The 21,454-nt window shown below is 40.5% G+C and carries 20 protein-coding genes; 14 read left to right on the top strand and 6 right to left on the bottom strand.

Annotated features, from left to right (window positions below; genetic code table 11):
- Nucleotides 1–3: 3 nt before the first annotated feature.
- The gene (locus ACWPKD_RS07895; RefSeq protein ID WP_455412136.1) at nucleotides 4–1,059 is read right to left on the bottom strand and encodes a glycosyltransferase; all 1,056 of its coding nucleotides are present in this window, start codon (nucleotides 1,057–1,059) and stop codon (nucleotides 4–6) included.
- Between the two features lie 155 nt (nucleotides 1,060–1,214).
- On the opposite strand from ACWPKD_RS07895, the gene trmB reads away from it, so the two are divergent.
- From trmB to ACWPKD_RS07860, 7 genes are all read left to right on the top strand, one after another.
- On the top strand, nucleotides 1,215–1,889 hold the full coding sequence (trmB, locus tag ACWPKD_RS07890; RefSeq protein WP_455412135.1) for a tRNA (guanosine(46)-N7)-methyltransferase TrmB: 675 nt from the start codon (nucleotides 1,215–1,217) through the stop codon (nucleotides 1,887–1,889).
- Entirely contained in the window at nucleotides 1,890–2,519 is a 630-nt protein-coding gene (locus ACWPKD_RS07885) for a LysE family transporter (protein ID WP_455412134.1), read from the top strand.
- Entirely contained in the window at nucleotides 2,520–2,852 is a 333-nt protein-coding gene (locus ACWPKD_RS07880; RefSeq protein ID WP_455412133.1) for an MGMT family protein, read from the top strand.
- Between the two features lie 127 nt (nucleotides 2,853–2,979).
- The gene (locus tag ACWPKD_RS07875) at nucleotides 2,980–4,107 is read left to right on the top strand and encodes an Mrp/NBP35 family ATP-binding protein (RefSeq protein WP_455412132.1); all 1,128 of its coding nucleotides are present in this window, start codon (nucleotides 2,980–2,982) and stop codon (nucleotides 4,105–4,107) included.
- Between the two features lie 10 nt (nucleotides 4,108–4,117).
- On the top strand, nucleotides 4,118–4,357 hold the full coding sequence (locus ACWPKD_RS07870; protein WP_455412517.1) for a NifU family protein: 240 nt from the start codon (nucleotides 4,118–4,120) through the stop codon (nucleotides 4,355–4,357).
- 187 nt (nucleotides 4,358–4,544) lie between these two features.
- A complete protein-coding gene (locus ACWPKD_RS07865) occupies nucleotides 4,545–5,597 on the top strand; it encodes an NAD(P)/FAD-dependent oxidoreductase (protein ID WP_455412131.1) in 1,053 nt (350 codons plus the stop codon).
- Between the two features lie 3 nt (nucleotides 5,598–5,600).
- Entirely contained in the window at nucleotides 5,601–5,933 is a 333-nt protein-coding gene (locus ACWPKD_RS07860) for a ferredoxin (RefSeq protein WP_455412130.1), read from the top strand.
- Nucleotides 5,934–5,976: 43 nt separating this feature from the next.
- Here ACWPKD_RS07860 and ACWPKD_RS07855 read toward each other — a convergent pair whose 3' ends face one another.
- The 3 genes from ACWPKD_RS07855 to ACWPKD_RS07845 form a co-directional block, all read right to left on the bottom strand.
- Complete coding sequence (locus tag ACWPKD_RS07855) at nucleotides 5,977–6,762, bottom strand: DUF3050 domain-containing protein (RefSeq protein ID WP_455412129.1); 786 nt, start codon at nucleotides 6,760–6,762, stop codon at nucleotides 5,977–5,979.
- Between the two features lie 121 nt (nucleotides 6,763–6,883).
- The gene (locus ACWPKD_RS07850; RefSeq protein ID WP_455412128.1) at nucleotides 6,884–7,381 is read right to left on the bottom strand and encodes a DinB family protein; all 498 of its coding nucleotides are present in this window, start codon (nucleotides 7,379–7,381) and stop codon (nucleotides 6,884–6,886) included.
- 81 nt (nucleotides 7,382–7,462) lie between these two features.
- The gene (locus ACWPKD_RS07845) at nucleotides 7,463–8,641 is read right to left on the bottom strand and encodes an acyl-CoA dehydrogenase family protein (RefSeq protein WP_455412127.1); all 1,179 of its coding nucleotides are present in this window, start codon (nucleotides 8,639–8,641) and stop codon (nucleotides 7,463–7,465) included.
- Between the two features lie 160 nt (nucleotides 8,642–8,801).
- Between ACWPKD_RS07845 and ACWPKD_RS07840 the strand changes: the two genes are divergently transcribed.
- Nucleotides 8,802–10,598, top strand: a complete 1,797-nt coding sequence (locus ACWPKD_RS07840) for a helix-turn-helix domain-containing protein (RefSeq protein WP_455412126.1) — start codon at nucleotides 8,802–8,804, stop codon at nucleotides 10,596–10,598.
- Here ACWPKD_RS07840 and ACWPKD_RS07835 read toward each other — a convergent pair.
- Nucleotides 10,591–10,797, bottom strand: a complete 207-nt coding sequence (locus ACWPKD_RS07835) for a hypothetical protein (protein ID WP_455412125.1) — start codon at nucleotides 10,795–10,797, stop codon at nucleotides 10,591–10,593. The two genes, ACWPKD_RS07840 and ACWPKD_RS07835, sit on opposite strands and share 8 nt — an antisense overlap.
- A 12-nt stretch (nucleotides 10,798–10,809) precedes the next feature.
- Nucleotides 10,810–11,031: a hypothetical protein gene (locus ACWPKD_RS07830; RefSeq protein ID WP_455412124.1), complete on the bottom strand. Its 222-nt coding sequence runs from the start codon at nucleotides 11,029–11,031 to the stop codon at nucleotides 10,810–10,812.
- Nucleotides 11,032–11,298: 267 nt separating this feature from the next.
- On the opposite strand from ACWPKD_RS07830, the gene ACWPKD_RS07825 reads away from it, so the two are divergent.
- The 6 genes from ACWPKD_RS07825 (at nucleotide 11,299) to ACWPKD_RS07800 (ending at nucleotide 21,410) form a co-directional block, all read left to right on the top strand.
- The gene (locus ACWPKD_RS07825; protein ID WP_455412123.1) at nucleotides 11,299–12,861 is read left to right on the top strand and encodes a vitamin K epoxide reductase family protein; all 1,563 of its coding nucleotides are present in this window, start codon (nucleotides 11,299–11,301) and stop codon (nucleotides 12,859–12,861) included.
- A gap of 278 nt (nucleotides 12,862–13,139) precedes the next feature.
- Nucleotides 13,140–13,391, top strand: a complete 252-nt coding sequence (locus ACWPKD_RS07820) for a hypothetical protein (protein ID WP_455412122.1) — start codon at nucleotides 13,140–13,142, stop codon at nucleotides 13,389–13,391.
- A 498-nt stretch (nucleotides 13,392–13,889) separates the two neighbouring features.
- Nucleotides 13,890–16,082: a peptidase domain-containing ABC transporter gene (locus tag ACWPKD_RS07815; protein WP_455412121.1), complete on the top strand. Its 2,193-nt coding sequence runs from the start codon at nucleotides 13,890–13,892 to the stop codon at nucleotides 16,080–16,082.
- Nucleotide 16,083: 1 nt separating this feature from the next.
- Nucleotides 16,084–17,373 carry an HlyD family secretion protein gene (locus tag ACWPKD_RS07810; protein ID WP_455412120.1) on the top strand — a complete coding sequence of 430 codons (1,290 nt, stop codon included), beginning with the start codon at nucleotides 16,084–16,086 and terminating at the stop codon, nucleotides 17,371–17,373.
- A gap of 27 nt (nucleotides 17,374–17,400) precedes the next feature.
- A complete protein-coding gene (locus ACWPKD_RS07805; protein WP_455412119.1) occupies nucleotides 17,401–20,307 on the top strand; it encodes a sensor histidine kinase in 2,907 nt (968 codons plus the stop codon).
- Nucleotides 20,308–20,375: 68 nt separating this feature from the next.
- A complete protein-coding gene (locus ACWPKD_RS07800; protein WP_455412118.1) occupies nucleotides 20,376–21,410 on the top strand; it encodes a hypothetical protein in 1,035 nt (344 codons plus the stop codon).
- The last annotated feature ends 44 nt before the right edge of the window (nucleotides 21,411–21,454 follow it).

Below are 21,454 nucleotides of genomic sequence, written 5' to 3'. Positions count from 1 at the left end.
GTTTCAGCTGAAAACGCGGAACATTTTTTTCCAATCCACATCATCACTTTCAACTTCTTTCAATCCTTTGTACAAATCGATTTTCAATAATTGATCGATGGTGAAACCTTCTTGTTTGCAGGAAGGGACCAAACCTTTCTTTTTGAGTTTTTTGGCTAAATATTCCTGCTCGTATTGTCCCGGTGTGGGGATGAAAAAAGCCTTTTTACCTAATTTTGCCAAATCCATAATAGAGGTATAGCCCGAACGGCACAGTACCATTTTACTTTGGTTTAAAGCCAGTTCCAATGCTTCGGTATTCATGTAATTGTAATAGGTGATGTTGAAACGTTTCGTGATTTTTTGTTCTTCTTCCACCACACCGCGTACAAAAATGACATTACCATCGTAGTCTTTCAGTTCATTCTTCAGTTTGTTTTCCAGCAACGTGCGTTGGGGTTCCGGTCCTGAAAGCAGGACCATTAAATCGTATAGCGGCTGCGTTTCCTTTTTTTTCATACGGCTGATCGGACCTATATAGTTTACCGCCAAAGATTGTTTGTCTAGATGGCCTAGTTTTCCGGAGAGATTTGGTTTGCCTTCCACATCGGGTACCCAGCATTCTTTAAATTTTCGGATAAAATAATGATGTATTTTGGTAGTCAGCCAGGAAGTATTGCCGGTTAATACATTCAGTTGGTGCGTGATAAATACCGAAGGTACTTTTTTGGAATGCACGCCCAGACGGTTGTCGGAAATGATGCCTTCTATATGGTGTGCCGTCAGCCAGTTTTCAACGGTTTTTTTTTCATTTTGGACGGCAGCCTGTAGTTTAGGAAGCTGTTTGAAAAGTTTCCATTTGAAGTTTTTGCCCTTCTCTGCATACTCGATTTTATAGGCAGGAAGTTCCAAAGCGGTTAAATGCGGGAATTCTTTTTTCAGTAACGTCAGGGCAATACCATCGGAAGCCAGAACCGGTTCGAAGCCGTTTTGTTCTAAAGCTTCAATAACAGGAATGCATCGGGTGGCATGGCCTAATCCCCAGTTTAGAGGTGCAACAAGAATTTTTCTTTTTGACATTTTTTTTAGATAATCGGCTTTGAAATTGCTTAACTATTTCGTAATCAATTTGTTTCGGTTAAATTTATATATTTGCTGCGAAATAATTAAGTGCAAAGTAACGCTATTTTTTTTGGCATATATTTCCTTAATTTTACCAAAATTTTAAATTAGCTGTGGGAAGTAAAAATAAATTAAAAAGATTCAACGAGAATGCTACTTTTGATAATGTGTTTCAACCGACACGTGAGGAAGTGACAAACGATCAGTTTTCGTTGAAAGGCAAGTGGAATAAAGAAGTATTTAAAAACAACCATCCGTTAGTATTGGAGTTAGGTTGTGGTAAAGGGGAATATTCGGTAGGATTGGCAGAACGTTATCCGGATAAGAATTTTATCGGGGTGGATATCAAAGGGGCACGATTTTGGAGAGGGGCTAAAACAGCAGTGGAAGACGGAATGAACAACGTTGCCTTTTTGCGTACCCAAATCGAACTGATTGAGAATTGTTTTGCTGAAGGAGAAGTAGATGAAATCTGGATTACTTTCCCGGATCCGCAAATCAAATACAAGCGTACTAAGCACAGACTGACCAACTCTGAGTTTTTGCAGCGCTATAAAAAAATATTGAAACACAACGGGATCATGAACCTGAAAACCGACAGTGAATTCATGCACGGTTATACTTTAGGTTTGTTGCACGGACAAGGGCACGAGGTGATTTATGCGAATCATAACGTGTATAAGAATGAAGGTTCTCCGGAAGTGGTAACCGCGATCCAGACTTTTTATGAAAGTCAGTATTTAGAGCAGAATAAACCGATAACCTACATACAGTTTAAGATAAAATAAATGAACTACTTTTTGCCGCTCATATTAGGGTTTACGGCTGCTTCGGTTGGAGTGGCTCCTCCCGGTCTGCTCAACATGACCGCGGCAAAAGTTAGTGCGGTAGACGGGCGAAACAGGGCCATGATTTTTGCTTTGGGCGCCAGTGTAACCGTACTGTTTCAAACCTATGTGGCGGTCCTGTTTGCCAAATTCATCGACCGAAATCCGAATGTGGTCATCCTGCTTCAGGAAATTGGTCTTTTTATTTTCATCGGCCTGACCGGGTATTTTTTCTGGGCAGGGAAGAAGAAGAAAAAAGAAAAGGAAGAATTAAAAATGAAGAGCAAAACCAGTCGTTTTTTTTTGGGGATGCTTTTGTCTTTCCTGAATTTACTGCCGATTCCCTACTATGTGTTTTTAAGCGTCTGGTTCTCAAGAAAAGGCTGGTTTTTCTTTAACCAATCGTATATCTGGCTGTTTGTTTTTGGTACGGTGGTAGGCTCCTTTCTTATGTTTTACCTTTACATCCTGTTTTTTAAGAAGAAAGAAAGCGATAAGCCGTCTTTTTTAATGACCAACGGGAATTACATCATCGGAACGGTAACCGGAATCATCTCTATAGTGACCTTGTTGAAAATCTTGAAAAGCTAAATGGCTTCCGATAACGAGAATTTCTTCGAACGGGTATATGAAGTGGCCCGTCAGATTCCTTACGGCAGAGTAACGTCTTATGGGGCGATAGCCAAAGCGTTAGGGGCGGCGCGTTCTGCCAGAATGGTGGGCTGGGCGATGAATGCTTCCCATCTGAAAGACGATATTCCGGCCCATCGCGTGGTAAACCGAACCGGTATGCTTACCGGAAAACATCATTTTGACGGTACCAATCTTATGCAGCAATTGCTCGAAAGCGAAGGCATTAAAGTCAAAAACAATCAGATTGTCGATTTTGAGAAACATTTCTGGCAGCCTGAAATCCGGTTTTAGGTAATATTTTTACAAAACTTTTAGCGTTTTGGGGTTCCACTATTAAACTTTTCAAGTTATCTTTGCAATCGAGAATCAGTCTTAATAAAGATTTGATTCCTAAAGATTTAAGCATTCTCAAATAAAAATGAAATTAGACAGAAAAGAAATTCTTAGTGCTTTGGAAACCATTTCCATAGCCGGGGAAGGAAAAAATATGGTTGAAAGCGGTGCGGTTCAGAACGTGATCACTTTCGGCGACGAAGTAGTAGTGGATTTATTGTTGACCACGCCGGCACTTCACATTAAAAAACGCGCTGAGGTAGACATCATGAAAGTGATTCATGAAAAAGTTTACGACAAAGCGAAAGTAAAAGTAAACATCAAAGTAGAAGCTCCCGAAAAACCGCAAATCAAAGGAAAATCCATACCGGGCATCAGCAACATCATCGCTGTTTCTTCCGGAAAAGGAGGGGTTGGGAAATCTACCATCACTGCCAATTTAGCGGTAACGTTAGCGAACATGGGCTTTAAAGTCGGGGTTCTGGATGCTGATATCTACGGGCCGTCCATGCCGATCATGTTTGATGTGGAAGGTGCAAAACCGATCTCCGTTGAGGTAGACGGGAAATCCAAAATGAAACCAATCACTGGTTATGGGGTTGAAATCCTATCCATCGGATTCTTCACCAGTCCGGATCAAGCGGTAATCTGGAGAGGGCCAATGGCTTCAAAAGCTTTAAACCAAATGATTTTCGACGCCGATTGGGGCGAACTGGATTTCATGTTGCTGGACTTGCCACCGGGAACAGGAGACATCCATTTATCCATCATGCAATCGTTACCAATTACGGGCGCGGTTGTAGTAAGTACGCCGCAAGCTGTTGCCTTAGCCGATGCTAAAAAAGGCGTGGCGATGTTCCAGAACGAAAGCATCAACGTGCCGGTTTTGGGGATCATTGAGAACATGGCCTATTTCACACCGGAAGAATTACCGAACAATAAATATTACATCTTCGGAAAAGAAGGTGCCAAAAACCTTGCAGCAGATCTGAATGTGCCTTTCTTAGGTGAAATACCGATCGTACAAAGCATCCGTGAAGCAGGCGATTACGGGCGTCCGGCAGCGTTACAAACCGCTACACCGGTACAACTGGCCTTCGAAACTTTAGCAAGAAGCGTAGTGGAAGAAACCGTTCGTCGTAACGACAACCTTCCGCCAACCGAAGCAATTAAAATAACCACTATGGCGGGTTGTTCTGCCGTGAAAAAATAATCGGAAAATGATGAACACAGAAGAATTAAAGTCAACTATTGAAAAAGCGCTGGAGGAAATCCGTCCGTTTTTAAATTCTGATGGTGGCGACATCACTTTGGTCGAAATCGAAGAAGACAAACACGTAAAAGTGCGTTTGGAAGGCGCTTGTACTTCGTGCAAAATCAACCAGATGACTTTAAAAGCAGGAGTGGAAACCACGATTAAAAAATACGCGCCGCAAATCGAAACGGTTGTAAACGTAGCCTAATTTTTTGGGCGTGTTCTCGTTAAAAAAAACGAGGCCGGGCTGTACGTTATATCTTTTATTCTGCTTCGCGCCATAAAAGGATGCCACTCCCATCCCTCACGCAAACCTGATATTAATCATGTTTGGTGTTTTTAGAACGAATTAACTTTGTCACTCAGTAACTTAGTTACTCAGCAACTTAAGAAAAATGATTGAAACAGATATACTCATCATCGGTGCAGGTCCTACGGGACTTTTTGCCGTTTTTGAAGCCGGACTTTTAAAACTGAAATGCCACATCATTGACGGTTTGCCGCAACCCGGCGGTCAGTTAACGGAATTGTATCCTAAAAAACCCATTTTTGATATCCCGGGTTTCCCTTCTGTATTGGCGGGGGATTTGGTGACCAATCTAATGGAGCAGATCAAACAGTTTCAACCGGGTTTCACTTTAGGCGAAGTAGCCGAAACCATTCAGAAACTGGAAGACGGTACTTTTATCGTAACCACCAACAAAGGAACGGAGCACAAAGCCAAAGCAGTTGCCATTGCAGGTGGTTTGGGAAGTTTTGAGCCCCGAAAACCGCTAATTGAAGATATCGAATTTTACGAAGACAAAGGCGTAGAGTACTTTGTTAAAGATCCGGAATTGTTCCGCAACAAACGCATCGTAATTGCGGGAGGCGGGGATTCTGCTTTGGACTGGAGTATTTTCCTTGCGGATGTGGCTAAAGAAGTAACCTTAATTCACAGAAGAAACGAATTCCGTGGCGCTTTGGATTCGGTGGAAAAAGTGCAGGAACTGAAGCATGCCGAAAAAATCCATTTAATTACACCGGCCGAAGTTGTAGGCCTGAACGGGGCTGAACATCTGGAATCCATCGACATCGACGAAAACGGTGCGCACCGTAACATCAAAACCGATTATTTCATACCTCTTTTCGGACTGACACCAAAATTAGGCCCGATTGCACACTGGGGCTTGGAAATAGAGAAGAATGCCATTGTGGTAAACAATGCTTTGGATTATCAAACGAATATAGAAGGTATCTACGCGATTGGTGACGTAAACACCTATCCTGGAAAACTGAAACTGATTTTGTGCGGTTTCCACGAAGCAACCTTAATGTGTCAGTCGGTATATAACAAACTGAACCCTGGAAAAAAATATGTGTTGAAATACACCACGGTTTCCGGAGTAGACGGTTTCGACGGAACAAGAAAAGAGGCGGAAAAAGCAGTAGTTAAAGCAATAGACTAATTTATGTCACAAGATGTTACTATCAAAATAACGGACCGAGAAGGTGTAACGCACGAAGTACAGGCACCTACCGATATGAACATGAACATTATGGAGCTGGTTCGAGCTTATGAATTGGCGCCGGAAGGGACTATCGGGATCTGTGGCGGTATGGCGATGTGCGCTTCCTGTCAGTGTTATGTGCTTAACGATGTGGAACTGCCCGAAAAAGCACCCGATGAAGAAGCCATGCTCTGGGAAGCTTATAACGTAAAAGATAATAGTAGGTTAGGTTGCCAGATTCATATCACACCCGAAATTGACGGTTTGGAAGTGGAATTGGCGCCGGAATCATAAATAAATATAACTGAAAAAGTCCCGATAATTCGGGACTTTCTTTTTATGTAGTAGCTAAATGCTTTTCGTTAATGTGTTCTTCAATAGCATCCCATAAACCGATGCGTTTTTCCAGTGCCTGAATCGAAATAGCTTCCACTTCTTTCCATTTCTGGTGGTCGTCGCCGCACAATTCGGTAATCATTTTCATTGCCATTGGTCCGTGATCGTCGGCGTCCAGTTCGATGTGGCGCTCGAAATAATAGATCAGTTTGGATAAATCCACTTCCGGGAAATTCGCTTTAAAATTTTTCAGGATTTCCGTGAACATCTCCGGGATCAGGTCTTCTCTTCCAAAGGTAAAGGCAGCAGCAATTTCATGGGCCTTACCCTGATCGATCACGCGGAACGTAAAATCAAGAAAGTCTTTTATTTTCGGGTTCAGATCACTGATTCGGATCGATACAAAAATGTTCTGCATGGCAATCACGCTCTCCAGAAAAACGTCAATGTCTTTAGTGTTGGCACCACAGGCTTTCATGGCGTCCAGATACATTTCGAAATGGCTTTGTCTATTTCCGTCTAAAGTGATATCGGATTCCTCAGCCAATACGATTTCATTGATAAGATAACGCATTTCAGGATTGGCAGAAGCGAACCAAGGCGTCGTGGTGCAGGTGAGTTTCATCTGTAAAGCCTTTAATAGGGACATAAAATCCCAAACCGCATATACGTGACCTTCCAGAAAATGACGCAAATCATCAATGTTCTGGATTTGAGCATATAGCGAATGGTTTAGCAATTGCTGCTTCTGTTGCTGAATAGACTTATTTATGGACTGGATATTCATGGGGCATCTTTTAATTATATACGAAAACTCTAAAATTTCGGTTTTTGTTTTCGCACTGCAAAAATAAAAAAGCTTCCCGTTTTAGAGAAGCTTTTAACATTGAATTTTTCAGAAAGGCTTGTTACATTTCATCATCGGCGGTAGGACCATACATTCCTGGGAATTTAGCGTTTAGCGCTCTAAGAAATGCGGTTAGTTGTCCGCGGTGGTGAATGGTGTGGTTCATGACAAACATGCGGTAAACCGAAAGTTTCGGCATGGTGAAATAAATTGTTTCGCCATTTCTCATGGTCCAGTTTTCCTGAAGGGTTTCGTTGCTTACTTCGTGCATCAGTTTTGTGGCTTCTTCGATGTTTTTATCGTAGAAAGTCAAAAGGTCACTAACCGATTGGTGCTTGGGAGCCACATATTTGAATTTTGAAAAGTCAAGTTCAGGATGCAAAAAAGTAGCCGGGATCCAGGTTGGGATTTCGGCAATATGGTTGGCCAATTGGGAAAGACTCATTGCTTTTTCGCTGGACTTGTAATCAAAATGTTCTTCCGGCAGGGAAGCCAGTAATTTTCTGGTGTTTGCCGTTTCGTGAAGAAATTCCGGAAGTAGAAATTCGTTTAGTTTCATAAGAAAAGTTTTATTTCAAATGTACTGAAAATAAAAAGAGAGCCTTAAAAGACTCTCTTAAATATTTGCGGATAGTATCTATTATTTGAATGCAGAGAAACCGGTCACGTCCATTCCTGTAATTAACAAGTGGATGTCGTGCGTCCCTTCGTAAGTGATAACCGATTCTAAGTTCATCATATGTCTCATGATCGAGTATTCACCGGTAATTCCCATACCACCTAACATCTGACGTGCTTCACGTGCGATTTCAACTGCCATGTTCACGTTGTTTCTTTTTGCCATTGAAATTTGTGCGGAAGTTGCTCTTCCTTCGTTTCTCAATACACCTAATCTCCATGTCAATAACTGAGCTTTGGTGATTTCAGTGATCATTTCGGCTAATTTCTTTTGTTGTAATTGTGTCGCTCCGATTGGTTTGTCGAACTGGATACGTTCTTTAGAATATCTTAAAGCGGTATCATAACAATCCATAGCAGCACCGATAGCACCCCATGCGATTCCGTAACGGGCAGAATCCAAACATCCTAGTGGTGCACCTAAACCGGATTTGTTCGGTAATAGGTTTTCTTTCGGAACTTTTACGTTGTCAAAAATAAGCTCTCCGGTTGAAGAAGCTCTTAACGACCATTTGTTGTGCGTTTCAGGAGTAGTGAAGCCTTCCATGCCTCTTTCTACCACTAAACCGTGAATTCTTCCTGTTTCATCTTTTGCCCATACTACAGCGATGTCTGCAAACGGAGCGTTGGAAATCCACATTTTGGCACCATTCAATAAATAATGGTCGCCCATATCTTTGAAATTCGTTACCATACCACCCGGGTTGGAACCGTGATCCGGCTCCGTAAGACCGAAACATCCGATCCATTCTCCGGTAGCCAATTTTGGCAAATATTTCATTCTTTGCTCTTCGTTTCCGTATTTCCAGATCGGATACATTACCAAAGATGACTGAACAGAAGAAGTTGAACGAACTCCGGAATCTCCACGCTCGATTTCCTGCATGATCAATCCGTAAGAGATTTGATCTAAACCGGCACCGCCGTATTCAACCGGGATATAAGGGCCAAAACCACCGATTTCCGCTAAACCTTTAATCAGCTGTTTAGGGAATTCCGATTTTTGGGCATATTCTTCAATAATTGGAGATACGTCACGTTTTACCCACGCACGCGCAGAGTCACGTACCAATTTATGTTCATCTGTTAACAAGTCGTCTAACAGGTAATAATCAGGAGCTTGAAATAAATCTGGTTTCATCGTTGTTTGTTATTTTGGTTCACAAAAGTAAGTAAACAAATTTAACTATTCAATGGCATACTGTTATAATTTTTGAGCGGATTTAACGTTGTTGGGAAGGATTCATTTGTTAATGCGTATCCGAACGATTACTTTTGTGAAAATTTTTTTATAATTTGAGATGAGATTTCTTAGCCTTTTAACAGTTTTATTGATTTCTTTTGTTGGATTTTCACAGAGAAAATCAACGTTGAGCGATGAGCAGTATGCTGTTTTGTTTTCCAAAGTAAGGCTGTTAATCAATTCCAATACCGACAGTGCTTTTATCGTTTCCGACCGAATTGAACTATCGGACAATTTTTCACATAAGGCATTTGCTTATGGCGCCAAATCCTATTTGTTTCAAATCAAAGGTGATACGGTGCAGTCCAATCTGTATTATAAAAAATCGACAGAAGCCCTTAGCCGGGTGAAGCCTTCCAGAGATAAGACCAAATTAAATGCCTATATTTTAAATTATAAAGGGTTGACCAATTGGAAAAGAGGTAATTTCAGTGAAGCACTCCAACAATATGAGGCGGGTATGAAAATGTCCCGATCGGCAGGTGATGTCATGCAGATTGTAAAGTTCAACAACAATATTTCGGCCATCAACGGCGAGGTAGGGAATTACAAAATGGCGATCAAAGCCAGCAAGATTTCCGAGCAGATTATGAACAATAATCAGGGGCTGTACACACCAAGCCAGTTTCGTCAGGGAAAAAGCAACATCAATTGCAATCTCGGAAACTTTTATCAGGGAAGTTATGTGGCGGAAAAAAAGGATGAAAAACTTCTGGATTCGGCGGAATACTTCTATAAAAAGGCCATACTGTATTCTAAGGATTTGTTCAATAATAAAGTAATGGCGCAAAAGAACCTGGCCAATATCTATTACTATAAGAATAATTTAAAGGAAGCTGAAAATATTTACCAGAGTGTTTTGCAGTTAGCAAAGGAGAACAACATGGTTTCCGAGTATTGCAATGTAAATTATAATCTGGGAGATTTGTATTTCGGCACCAAGCGTTACAAACAGGCCTTGGTTTTCTTTAAACGCGTGGATTCTATTTATCAGAAGGATAATACCAATGCATTGGAATATGTCCGTTCGAATTATTATCAATCCAAAATTTATAAAGATTTGGGAGACAAAGAGAATGCGGTAAAGCACTCAGAAATTTATCTGGCCAAATTTGAGCAGTTTGAATCCGATTTGAACAATGAGGTCTTAAGTGTGAACAATCATTTAAGCAATCAGGATCTTAAAAAGGAAATGATTGATTTACAGCACGATCTGTCTTCCGATATCCTGATTAAAAAAATAGTTACCTGGTCTTCTGTTGTTCTAGCATTCGGGCTGGCTCTTTTTGCTTTTAAACAGTATCGGGATAAGAAAAGAATCAATGAAAAGGTCAATCGTCTGATAACAGAATTTAAGAATAAAGCGCCGGAGATTGTTCCTGTTGCTGAAGTTTTTGAATCAGAACCTGTTGAAAATGAGATTGCCGAAGAAGGAGTCCTTGAAGTACCAGCTTCGAATTCGTCTATGTTGAGTATCGATGAAGAAAAGGAGAATGAAATTGCGGCTAAATTAAAGGCGTTAGAGCTTAAAAAAGAATTCCTGAAACCTAATTTTACGCAACAGGCTGTTGCTAAAAAAATAAAGACCAATACTACGTACCTTTCTTATGTGGTGAACAAAAGATTTGGTAAAACGTTTAGTGAGTATTCCAATGAGTTGAAAATCAATTATGTGATCAATGAGATGATCCAGAATCCAACCTACAGGAAATATTCTACACAGGCGATTGCAGAGAGTGTGGGCTTTAAAAATGCAGTGTCTTTTACAAAATCTTTTAGCAAACGTACCGGTGTCTCTCCGACACAATTTGCTAAAAGACTATCAGGGAATTATACTTCTGAGGAAATTACATAGGATCTGTAATAATGATAATGTTATCATTATCATTTGGTACTCCGTCTCCATTGTTGTTTGTTCCTACAGGTTCCCCTTCCATAGGGAGTCCTCCTGTTTTTGTTCCGTTTGAACCACCTCCGCCTTTAATGCTTTTTTTCTGAGTATTTGATATTTCATTTTCTGTGAAATGATCAAAGCTGATTGTTGTTTTTTTCATGTGCTTAAGAAATTATAAAGGTAAATTAGGAATTGTCGGATCATTAGGATCGATAGGAATGTCGTCATTTCTAGTTCCGTCCCCATTGTTGTTGGTTCCTACTGGTTCTCCTTCCAAAGGAAGATCACCGGGCTTTGGTCCGTTTGGCCCCCATCCGCCCCTGATGCTTTTTTTTTGGGAATTTGACAGTTCGATATCTCGGAAACCATCAAATACAATTGCAGTTTTTTTCATGATGAATTTTTTTGATTGTTGTTACACAAATTTAAAAGGATATGTTTTTGTATAAAGCGTATTTTTTTATTTGAAGGTGTGTTTTTGTTTTTGGTTTTGTAAACGGTTGAAAATCAATTTTTATGTACGAAAAAACCAATGCATAATTTATAAATTATGGGTGCATAATTTAAAAATTATATACTGTTACGCTTTTTTTTGAGTTATTAAATCTGAATTTTTGTAGAAGATTTGAACGAAGTTATTTACAGAATAAGATTTATATATATGACCGATCTAGTAAAAAAGTATTTAGACAAAAACAATTATGGTGATCAAAAAGACAATTTTGAAGACCTGTACAATTCCCATCCGAACTACCCAAGCGTATATGCCGTAACCGATACCTTAGATGTTTTATCGGTAGAAAACCTTGCTTTAAAAATCCCGAAAGAGCAATTTGACGAATTGCCGGATTCCTTCCTGGCGCATTTTGAAACGGAAATGGTACTGGTGTCCAAGAAGGATAAAATGGTTGAAGTGGAAACGCAGTCGGCCAAGAAGAGAATCACTACCGATGCTTTTATTCAGGGCTGGAGCGGGATGATTCTAGCCATAGAACCAAATGCGGCCACTTCGGAAAGCAAAATTCAGAATGCTACCTGGATCAAGTATCTTCTACCCGGGTTGGCCTTGCTGACCTTGTCAATGGTGCTGAATAAATTTTCAATTGAATCTTTAGTCTTTATCGTTACTTCATTAATAGGAGCTATCCTTAGTGTTTTTATCGTGAGGGAGAGTTTCGGGCTTAAAAATGAAGCCGTATCAAAATTATGTAACCTTGGCACCAATACCTCTTGTGATTCGGTTATCAAATCCAAGAAAAGTAAAATCAACAATTGGTTAAGTTTTTCGGATTTGCCGTTTGTTTTTTTTGGAGTTAACCTGCTTGCTGTAATACTTTTTCCTGAGGCGGTGACCAAAATAATAGGGTTGATGAGTTTGATTTCCTTTCCGATTCTTGCGTATTCGGTTTGGATACAGAAGTTTGAGCTGAAAAAATGGTGTCTGTTGTGTTTGTTGGTTGCCGCGGTGGTAGTTGCGCAGGGAATTGGCTTTGTAGTTTTCCACGCCTTCGATTTACAGCTGACGGCTCCGGCACTTGGGTATTATTTTTTACCGCTAGTGTTGTTTTCATCACTTTGGTTTTTTGTACGTCCGATGCTACAGGGGAAAATCGAAGCCGAAAAAATGGTAAATGAGTTGAAACGTTTTAAACGTAACCCTAAGCTTTTCCAAACCTTGAGCAAGTCCATTCCCGAAAAAGAAGGTTTTCAGCAGCTGGAAGGTTTGCGCTTCGGTACGGAAGCCGATATGGACCTGACGCTTATCTTAAGCCCGAGTTGCGGTCATTGTCACAAAGCTTTTAAAGATGCCCTTGACTTGCATAAGCAGTTTCCGGAGCGTGTTTCTTTTCAGGTATTGTTTAACATGAACCCGGAAAACAACGACAATCCCTATAAAGTAGTGGTGGAAAGCATACTGACCATTAATAACTACAGTCAGGAGCGTGCCAAAGACGCTATTATCGATTGGCATATTAACCAGCTGGGACTTGAGGCGTGGAAAGAAAAATGGCTGGCGAACAGTATCGATATGAAGGCAAATCATCAACTGTACTTACAGTATGGCTGGTGTCAGAAAAATCAGTTCAACTACACACCGGTGAAAATAATTAACGGGAACCAATTCCCTAACGAATATGAAATCGCTGAGTTAAAGTACTTCCTTAATGATTTTTCAAAAGAACAAAATACCCCGACAGCGGAACCAGTAGCGGTTCCATTGTAAAAAAAATAAATCAAAAATCCTGCGCAGGAGCAGACGCAAACCCAAGTGTCTTTAAACGATTGGGGAAAATCAATTTTTAAAACTTTAAATCATGTTAAAAAACATTTCAAATTTCAAAGATGCTCAAAAGCTAACAAAAGACGAGTTAAAATCTCTTAACGGGGGTTGGTTAAGCTATCCAGGTGATGGTTGGGGTAACGAGTGCCCTTGGAACATGTGCATGAATTCTTTTGGAAGATGCTCAGCGATCGCTTGTCTATAATTTAATAAAAGAAATTATGTTAAAAAACATTTCAACCTTAGAAGGTGCTCAACTATTGACAAAAAGCGAGCAAAAAGAAATCAGTGGTGGTAAATTGCCTCCTCCTCCTGCATGTCAAGTTGGTGGATACCAAACCACTTTAAATCAGTGTGTGTGCCGTAATGGTGGCGTTTGGCAATCAGCAACACAAACTTGTTCTAACGGTCAGTACACTGGTTGGGTATGGGAAAATGCAACAGGTTGTTGCTATAATTTCTCAGGAGAATAAGTACAGACTTAATTAATGAGGTACTGAAGTTTTAAGGTTGCTTTAATTGCGGATATATAATAGTAATACAAGACACTTTGATTTTCAAGTAGTTGTTTTCGCGACAGTGACTCTTAAGACCCGGTATTGAAATTATTTTAACTGCCCGATGCATTTCGGGCAGTTTTAAACCCAGTTAAAAAAACATTTTGAAAGAAAGTGTTTTAGCAACTGAACAAAGAAGAACAACAACCATAGAAGGGAACCTAAAATTATAAAGTTTGGGATTTGCCGGAAGGTTTTTTGTTATAGTGTATCCTAAGGATATTGGGATTTCCATCAGATTGATGGGTAGTCTTGCTAATAATAGTAGTAATTGATAGTTAGCTGCCTGAAAGCAATTTCAGGCAGTTTTTAAATCCATTGCGATAATACCGAATGAATTGTAAATAAATTCCTTACTTTAAAAGAAAGTAACGTGTCATTTTATTTATTTTTGCCCAAAACCAGAAAATCCGAGTGAAAAAATTTCCCAACTATATACAGGCAGACCATAAAGACTGTGGTCCCACTTGCCTGAAGATCATTGCCAAACATTACGGCAAGACATTTAATATACAGCAACTTCGGGATTTTAGCGAAACCACCCGCGAAGGAAGTAATCTTTTATTTCTGAGTGATGCTGCGGAGAAAATGGGTTTCCGTACGCTGGGGGTTAAACTTAATTTAGAGCGTTTGGATGAGGCGCCCCTTCCGTGTGTACTGCACTGGAATAAAGAGCATTATGTGGTTTTGTATGCTGTAAAAAAAGATAAATATTTTGTTTCCGATCCCGGTTTTGGCCTGTTGGAATACAACAAAGCAGATTTCATTAAATTCTGGATAGGCAATAATGCCGATGCCACCACTCAGGAAGGTATCGCTTTATTGTTAGAGCCAACTCCTAAATTCCATAGTTCAGCCTTAGAAAATGAGGAAAAGAAAGGACTGGGCTTCGGCATGCTGTCCCAATACCTCTGGCGCTATAAAAAGTTTTTAATGCAGTTGAGTTTTGGCTTGCTGGCGAGCAGTTTACTGCAGTTGGTTTTCCCATTTCTTACGCAAAATATAGTCGATATCGGCATCCAGAACCAGAATATGCATTTTGTCTATCTGATTCTTTTTGCCCAATTGTTCCTTTTTGCCGGAAAAACCGGTCTGGAATTGATCCGAAGCTGGATTTTACTGCATTTGTCCACGCGAATCAACATTTCACTGATTTCAGATTTTTTCATCAAACTGATGAACCTGCCCATTTCTTTTTTTGATGTCCGGATGACAGGAGACATTATGCAACGTATTGGCGATCACCGACGCATTGAACGTATTTTGACCACTTCGTCTTTGAACGTACTGTTTTCAGTCATTAATATGGTCATCATGGGAGGTGTTTTGGCGTATTTTAATTTGCAGATATTTTTAGTGTTTTTTGCCGGAAGCATCTTGTATTTTGGTTGGATTACCCTGTTTTTAAAGCGAAGAGAGGCTTTGGATTACAAGCGGTTCACCGAAGTAAGCCAGGAGCAGAGCAAAGTCATGGAACTCATCAACGGGATGCAGGAAATCAAACTCCACAATGCCGAAAAGCAGAAACGCTGGGGATGGGAATATGTTCAGGCGCGACTTTTCAGGGTTTCCATTAAAGGATTGGTGCTGGAGCAGACTCAAACCATAGGATCATCGGTAATCAATGAGTTGAAGAATATTTTTATCGTCTTCTTATCGGCCAAACTGGTAATCGACGGCGACATATCTATGGGGACCATGATGGCCATAAGTTCTATAGTCGGCAGTTTAAACGGGCCTATTACACAGCTTATCGGGTTTGTCAGAGAGCTTCAGGATGCAAAAATATCCTTGGCACGATTATCGGAAATTCATGAGAAAGAGGATGAAGAGCAGGATGAAGTCAATCAAACTAAAGATATTCCCAAAGACGAAGACATCCATATCAACAATCTGTCGTACCGTTATTTAGGTTCGGATACCCCGGTACTGGAGCATCTCAACCTGACCATACCGGCCAAAAAAGTGACGGCAATTGTTGGGGTGAGCGGCAGTGGTAAAACCACACTGATGAAATTACTGCTCAAGTTTTACAACCCGGAAAAAGGGGAAATCACCGTTGGGAAAACGCAACTTAAAAATGTATCACAAAGGGCATGGCGGAATCACATTGGAGCCGTAATGCAGGAAGGGTTTATTTTTAATGACACCATAGCCAATAATATTGCAGTCGGGGTTGACACCGTTGATAAAAACCGATTGCTGTATGCGGCCGATGTAGCCAATATCAAGGACTATATTTTGGAACTGCCTTTGGGGTTCAATACTAAAATCGGCTCGGAAGGCTTAGGGATGAGTACCGGACAGAAACAGCGTTTGCTCATTGCAAGGGCGGTGTATAAAAATCCGGAAATTTTGTTTTTTGATGAAGCCACTTCGGCTTTGGATGCCAATAATGAGAAAGAAATCATGCGAAAACTGGATCTTTTCTTCGAAAACAAAACGGTGGTGGTTATTGCCCATCGTTTGAGCACGGTGATGAATGCCGATCAGATTGTGGTGCTGGATAAAGGTAAGATCATCGAAATGGGCAATCATTCGGCTTTGGTGGAACAGAAAGGAAATTATTTTGAATTGGTTAGAAATCAGTTACAGTTAGGGAATTAAGATGGAAGCGAAACACGACGATACATTTGAATTAAGAAGCGAAGAAGTTCAGGACATACTAACACGTGTGCCTCACTGGATGATCCGCTGGGGAAGCGTTTTGATTTTAGGAATCATCCTGATGTTGTTTACCATGTCCTGGTTTTTACGTTATCCGGATGTGGTCGCCACGGAAATCATTATTACCACCAATATTCCGCCAGAGAAACTGGTAGCCAAAACTTCCGGACGCATTGAGGCCATTTTAGTAAAGGACAAATCTTCGGTTAAAAGCAAAACACCACTGGCCATTATTGAAAATGCGGCCAATTATGAAGATGTGTTTCTGCTGAAATCACTGGTGGAGAATCCGGCCTTGCAGAAGAATTTCCCTTTTGAGAAACTCAGTAACGCACAACTGGGCGATATTGAAAGCGCTTTTGCCATTTTTCAGAAAGACTACACCGCGGAACGGCTAAATACCGATTTAAAGCCCTATCAGGTGGAAGGAACAGCTAAGAAATCGGAAAGTGGGCAGCTGCAGGAACGTTTGAACCTGTTGATGCAGCAACAAAGCATCAACGAACAGGAACTTAGGTTGCAGAAAAACGAACTCACCCGGTATACGACCTTGCACAGTAAAGGCGTTATATCCGATCAGGAATTTGAGACCAAAAAACTGAATTACCTGCAATCGGAGAAGAGTTTTAAAAACCTGTTGTCGTCAATTTCCCAATTGAAATCCTCGCTCATCGAAAACCGAAGAGCCGTAAAAGGAAATGAAATCGGCGGAACGAAAGAAGCAGTAAATCTGGACCGTAATGCTACCCAATCCTTTTATCAGCTGAAAAAAGCCATTAGAGACTGGGAACTTAATTACGTTTTGATGTCTTCCGTGGAAGGAGAAGTATCCTTTTTGCAGGTTTGGGTGGAAAACCAGACCATTACTGCCGGAGAGAATGTTTTTTCCGTAGTACCTAAAAACGAAAGAGGTTTTGTTGGTAAAGTGAAAGCGCCGGCGTTAAATTCAGGGAAGATCAAAGTAGGGCAGCAGGTTAATATCCGTTTGGCCAATTATCCGGATCGTGAATTCGGTGTTTTGAAAGGAGAAGTGAAAAATATTGCTTTGGTTCCCGACAAGGATGGCAATATCATGATGGACATCGCTTTGCCTAAAAATCTGAAAACCAATTACAAGAAAGAAATACCGTTCCAGCAGGAAATGAAAGGCAGTGCGGAAATTATTACCGAAGACCTGCGATTACTTGAAAGAATCTTATATCAGTTCAGATCGCTTTTTAAGGTAGCATAATAGCATAATAATGTGTAGATTTGTTATATGCGAATACTACTGGGCATTATTTTTTTCGTTTTTCAGCTGCAAGGCTTCTCGCAATTTAAGGTCACCCATTACAATTCTGAGAACGGTCTGCCGCATGATTTGTGCTATCAGATTACAGAAGATGCCCAAAACTACATCTGGCTGGGAACCGATAACGGCCTGGTAAAGTTCAACGGGAAGAAGTTTGAAAACTATACCCAGTATCAGGGACTTACGTCCAATTTTGTGATCGGTGTCGATGTGGATCCTTCCGGCAGGAGAATAGTCAGTACCTGGGGCGGCGGGATTTATCTTTTTCAGCATAATACTTTCACGCCCATTGGAGGAAAAGATTCCCAATACAAAAAAATGAATCAGGGCTTTATACACGGCAATCAGGTGTATGCAGTGGAAAACAGGGTAAGGCTTTCCGTATATGATTTGAAAAATATAAGGAAAGAGCCCGTTTTGCTGAGTTTGATGAAGCTTAACGGCCAGTATCACTGGTTTGATTATGATGATGTGGAACGCCATAAAAAAGAGATTTACGCGAAAAATGCGCTGAGCGAGTCCCTTCAGTTGGTATGTTTGGATAATGAAGTTTACTGCATTAATGATAAACACATCGCAAGTTTTAAAAATATCTATAAGGTCGATGGAAGTAAAAAGGTGGTTACGCCTTTCCCTTTTCTGAAAGACTATGCCGTGATAGGGCTTCGCAAACAAGGGGATCATTATCTGGCGATAACCAACTACGAAAAAATTGAATTCAATCCATCCAGAATAATCAAGGTTACCCCTTTTTCGTTTGCCAGCGGTAAGGTGATGCAGTTTTCTGAAAATGAATATTTTAATGTTTATGTGGTTGAGAATGAGAAGCTAAAATCGCATGAGGTGGTGGTCGAAAATAAGATTTCCCATGCTTTTTTCACTTTGACGAGCAACGAAATTAAAGCCCCTGTAAGTGATATTATGGCCTCAAAAACAGGAGCCATTTGGGTGTCTACCTATGGTAACGGTATTTTTTTATTGGTTAAGCCACAGCTTCAGGTTAAGGACAGTTTTCTTCAGGAGTACTACATTTTCGATTACAAGACAACGCCTAAATATGATTTCTATCTGACTACGGATAAAATTCTGAAAGCTGAAAAAGGCAAAAAATCTTTTACAACCATCAACTCCAAAAATACGGTAGACTTTCATTCCTATTCAAACGATACCCTGTACATCCATACAAAATATCTTGAACCGTATTCTTTTACATCAGAGGGTCAGATTGTGTCCAATGAGCATCCGCAACGGGAAGTTTTGTTGGACGGGATGCGTTTTTACAACGGCGATCAGGATGCTTTTGTAGTAAAAGACGGCAGGAGAATCGATCTGCAACTTGATTATTTACCTGCGTCTTCCAAACCGTTCCTTAAAATTGAGAAAATTATTAAGTTCAAAAAGGAGTATTGGATGATTTCCAATCAGGGGATTTTTGTCCTGAACCGGGAATTAAAAAACACTAAGCGTTATTCCGTAAGTAATGGGCTGGCTTCCGATAAAGTGATGGATGCAGAAGTACGAAACAATGAGGTCTGGCTTTTGCATACTTTAGGGATCAGTCGGTTTTCAGATAAAGGATTTGAGTATTTCCCTTATGTAAATGACAAGAATGATGCCTTCAACGATTTTGTTATCGACCGAAACGGGTCCATTTGGTTGGCCAGTCAAAAAGGATTGGTGGGTTTTTACGAAGGTCAGTTTTACCGGTACACCAAAAATGAGGGGTTGTCTTCCAATTTTTATTCTAAACTTTATATTGACAAGAACGGAGATTTGTTATGTCTGGGGAATAAAGGGGTTACGGTTTTAAATGTAAAAAACATAGCAAAAGCGGCTTCACTGAAAATCAATCTGAGTACTTCAGGGGAGTTTATTGCCAAAAATCATATTGATATACAACCAAACCAGACTTTTTTGCTCAATGCAGATGTGGTGAATTTCACCTCTTCCGAATATGTGTTGCAGTATCAGTTGAACAACGAAGGCTGGCAGGGGCTTGCCGGGAACAGTATCGACTTTTCGAATTTCTCTTCCGGGAAATATACCATCCGGTTTCGGGCACGGTTTCCGTATTCTGACTGGACCTATTCCCCGAAATTGTTTGTTACTAAAATTCCGGTTTGGTACCTGCGTTGGTATGTGGTGATCCCTTTGCTGTTGCTGTTGACTTCCGGATTTGGATATTTGGTTTATCTGAGGTTCCGCAATTTACGCAACAGGAACAGGACCCTTCAGAATTTGTTGGAATCCAATAAGAAACTTGAAATGCAGCTTGGGGAAATGCGTCAGAACATTGCTCAGGATTTTCATGACGAATTGGGTAATAAACTGGCCGGTATCACGGTCATGTCCGATAAATTGCTTCATGCCAATGATTTGAAAAAATCGGCAAACTTTGATATTATTGAGCGCATCAACAAAGACAGTCAGGATTTGTTCCATGGCATCCGTGATTTCATTTGGGCAATCGACAGTAAAAACGGAACCTTGGAAGAATTAATTGTCGCCCTGACGGATTTCGGAGAAGAACTGTTTCAGAATTCTGACCTTAAATTTGTGGTGGAGAATGAAGTGGAGCAGGCCAAATTCCTGTTACCGCATTATTGGAACAGGCAGTTACTTTTGTTGTTCAAAGAAGCCATGACCAATACCTACAAGCATAGTAAAGCACACCATGCGACGCTTTTTTTCAGGCTGAACGATTCCAAACTGGAAATTGTCTTCAAAGATGACGGCATCGGCTATGACCGTAAAATGCTTTCCCGACAGAACGGACTTGTCAACCTTCAAAAAAGAGCGGACAAAATTAAAGGACAGCTTGAAATTTCCTCGGTTTTAGGGGTAACTGTGCGATTTTTAGGTCAATTGCAGTAAAAATCACCCAAAAGGGTGAAGGAAAGAATTTTCGTATTTTGGATTTTTGTCAAAACAAATCACTGACTATGAAAAAAATACTTTTACTGGCCACACTTGGTTTACTGTTTTCCTGTTCCAATGACGATTCCGGATCATCGGAAACAACTGCAAAGGATGAAATTATCTTAGGAGGTTTTTACGGCAATCAGGCGTCCTATTGGATTAATAATGATGCTATTACGCCTTTTGGAAGCAATTCCAAGCTTAATGATATTGTTTGGCACAACAATAAATTGGCGGGTTGTGGTGAACGATACAACGATCTCAATGCTGCAAATGAAGGAACCTATTTTCAAAATGCTACGGCAGATGGGATTCAGCCCTATATGTTGAGTGCTACTTCGAATACTGAGAGCTCCTACGGCAAAGCGATTTTTTCAGACGGAACCAACTATTATGTAGGGGGGAATGACGGAAACCGAATCACGTTCTGGAAAAACGGTTATCTGAAAACGAACCTAACTGATAATTCTACTGTTGGATACGGCAACGGAATTTATGTGTCCGGAAACAAATTATATATGGTTGGTTGGCAAGGGGATACTCCAAAGGCTATGTTGTGGGAATATAATCTTGAAACCACAGAACCAGTAACAAGAACAAATTTGAGCGGTGTTCGTTCCGGAAAAGCGAATTCGATATATGTTGTAGGGACCGATGTTTATGTTGCGGGTTGGGATAATTACAACGCCGTGTATTGGAAAAATGGTGTATCAACCGCTTTGACTTCTTTAAGTGGTGCAGATGGATTTGATAAAAAAGCCTATGTGAATAAGATTCTTGTAGTTAATAATGTGGTTTATGCGGTTGGGCTTATCAAAGAAACGGCGGCTTCACACTTCACAGCCTGTATTTGGAAAGATGGGGTTCTAACTAAGTTAACCGATGGTACCCGCGATTCTGAGGCTTATGATATTAAAGTAAAAGGGACCGATGTTTATGTTGTTGGGGATGAATCGGGACCGAGAAGTATGATTGGAAAGGTGTGGAAAAACGGTGTGGTTACCAATTACGAAGAAGAGGGAACCAATATTTCCTTCCGATCGCTTATTGTTAAATAAAATTGGATTTTTAGTTGAACAGGAAGCCGCCTTCGGGTGGTTTC

The organism is Flavobacterium pedocola (genome assembly GCF_053764385.1).
The sequence above is the reverse complement of the archived record's forward strand: the minus strand, read 5'-3'. Positions and strand labels throughout refer to the sequence as shown.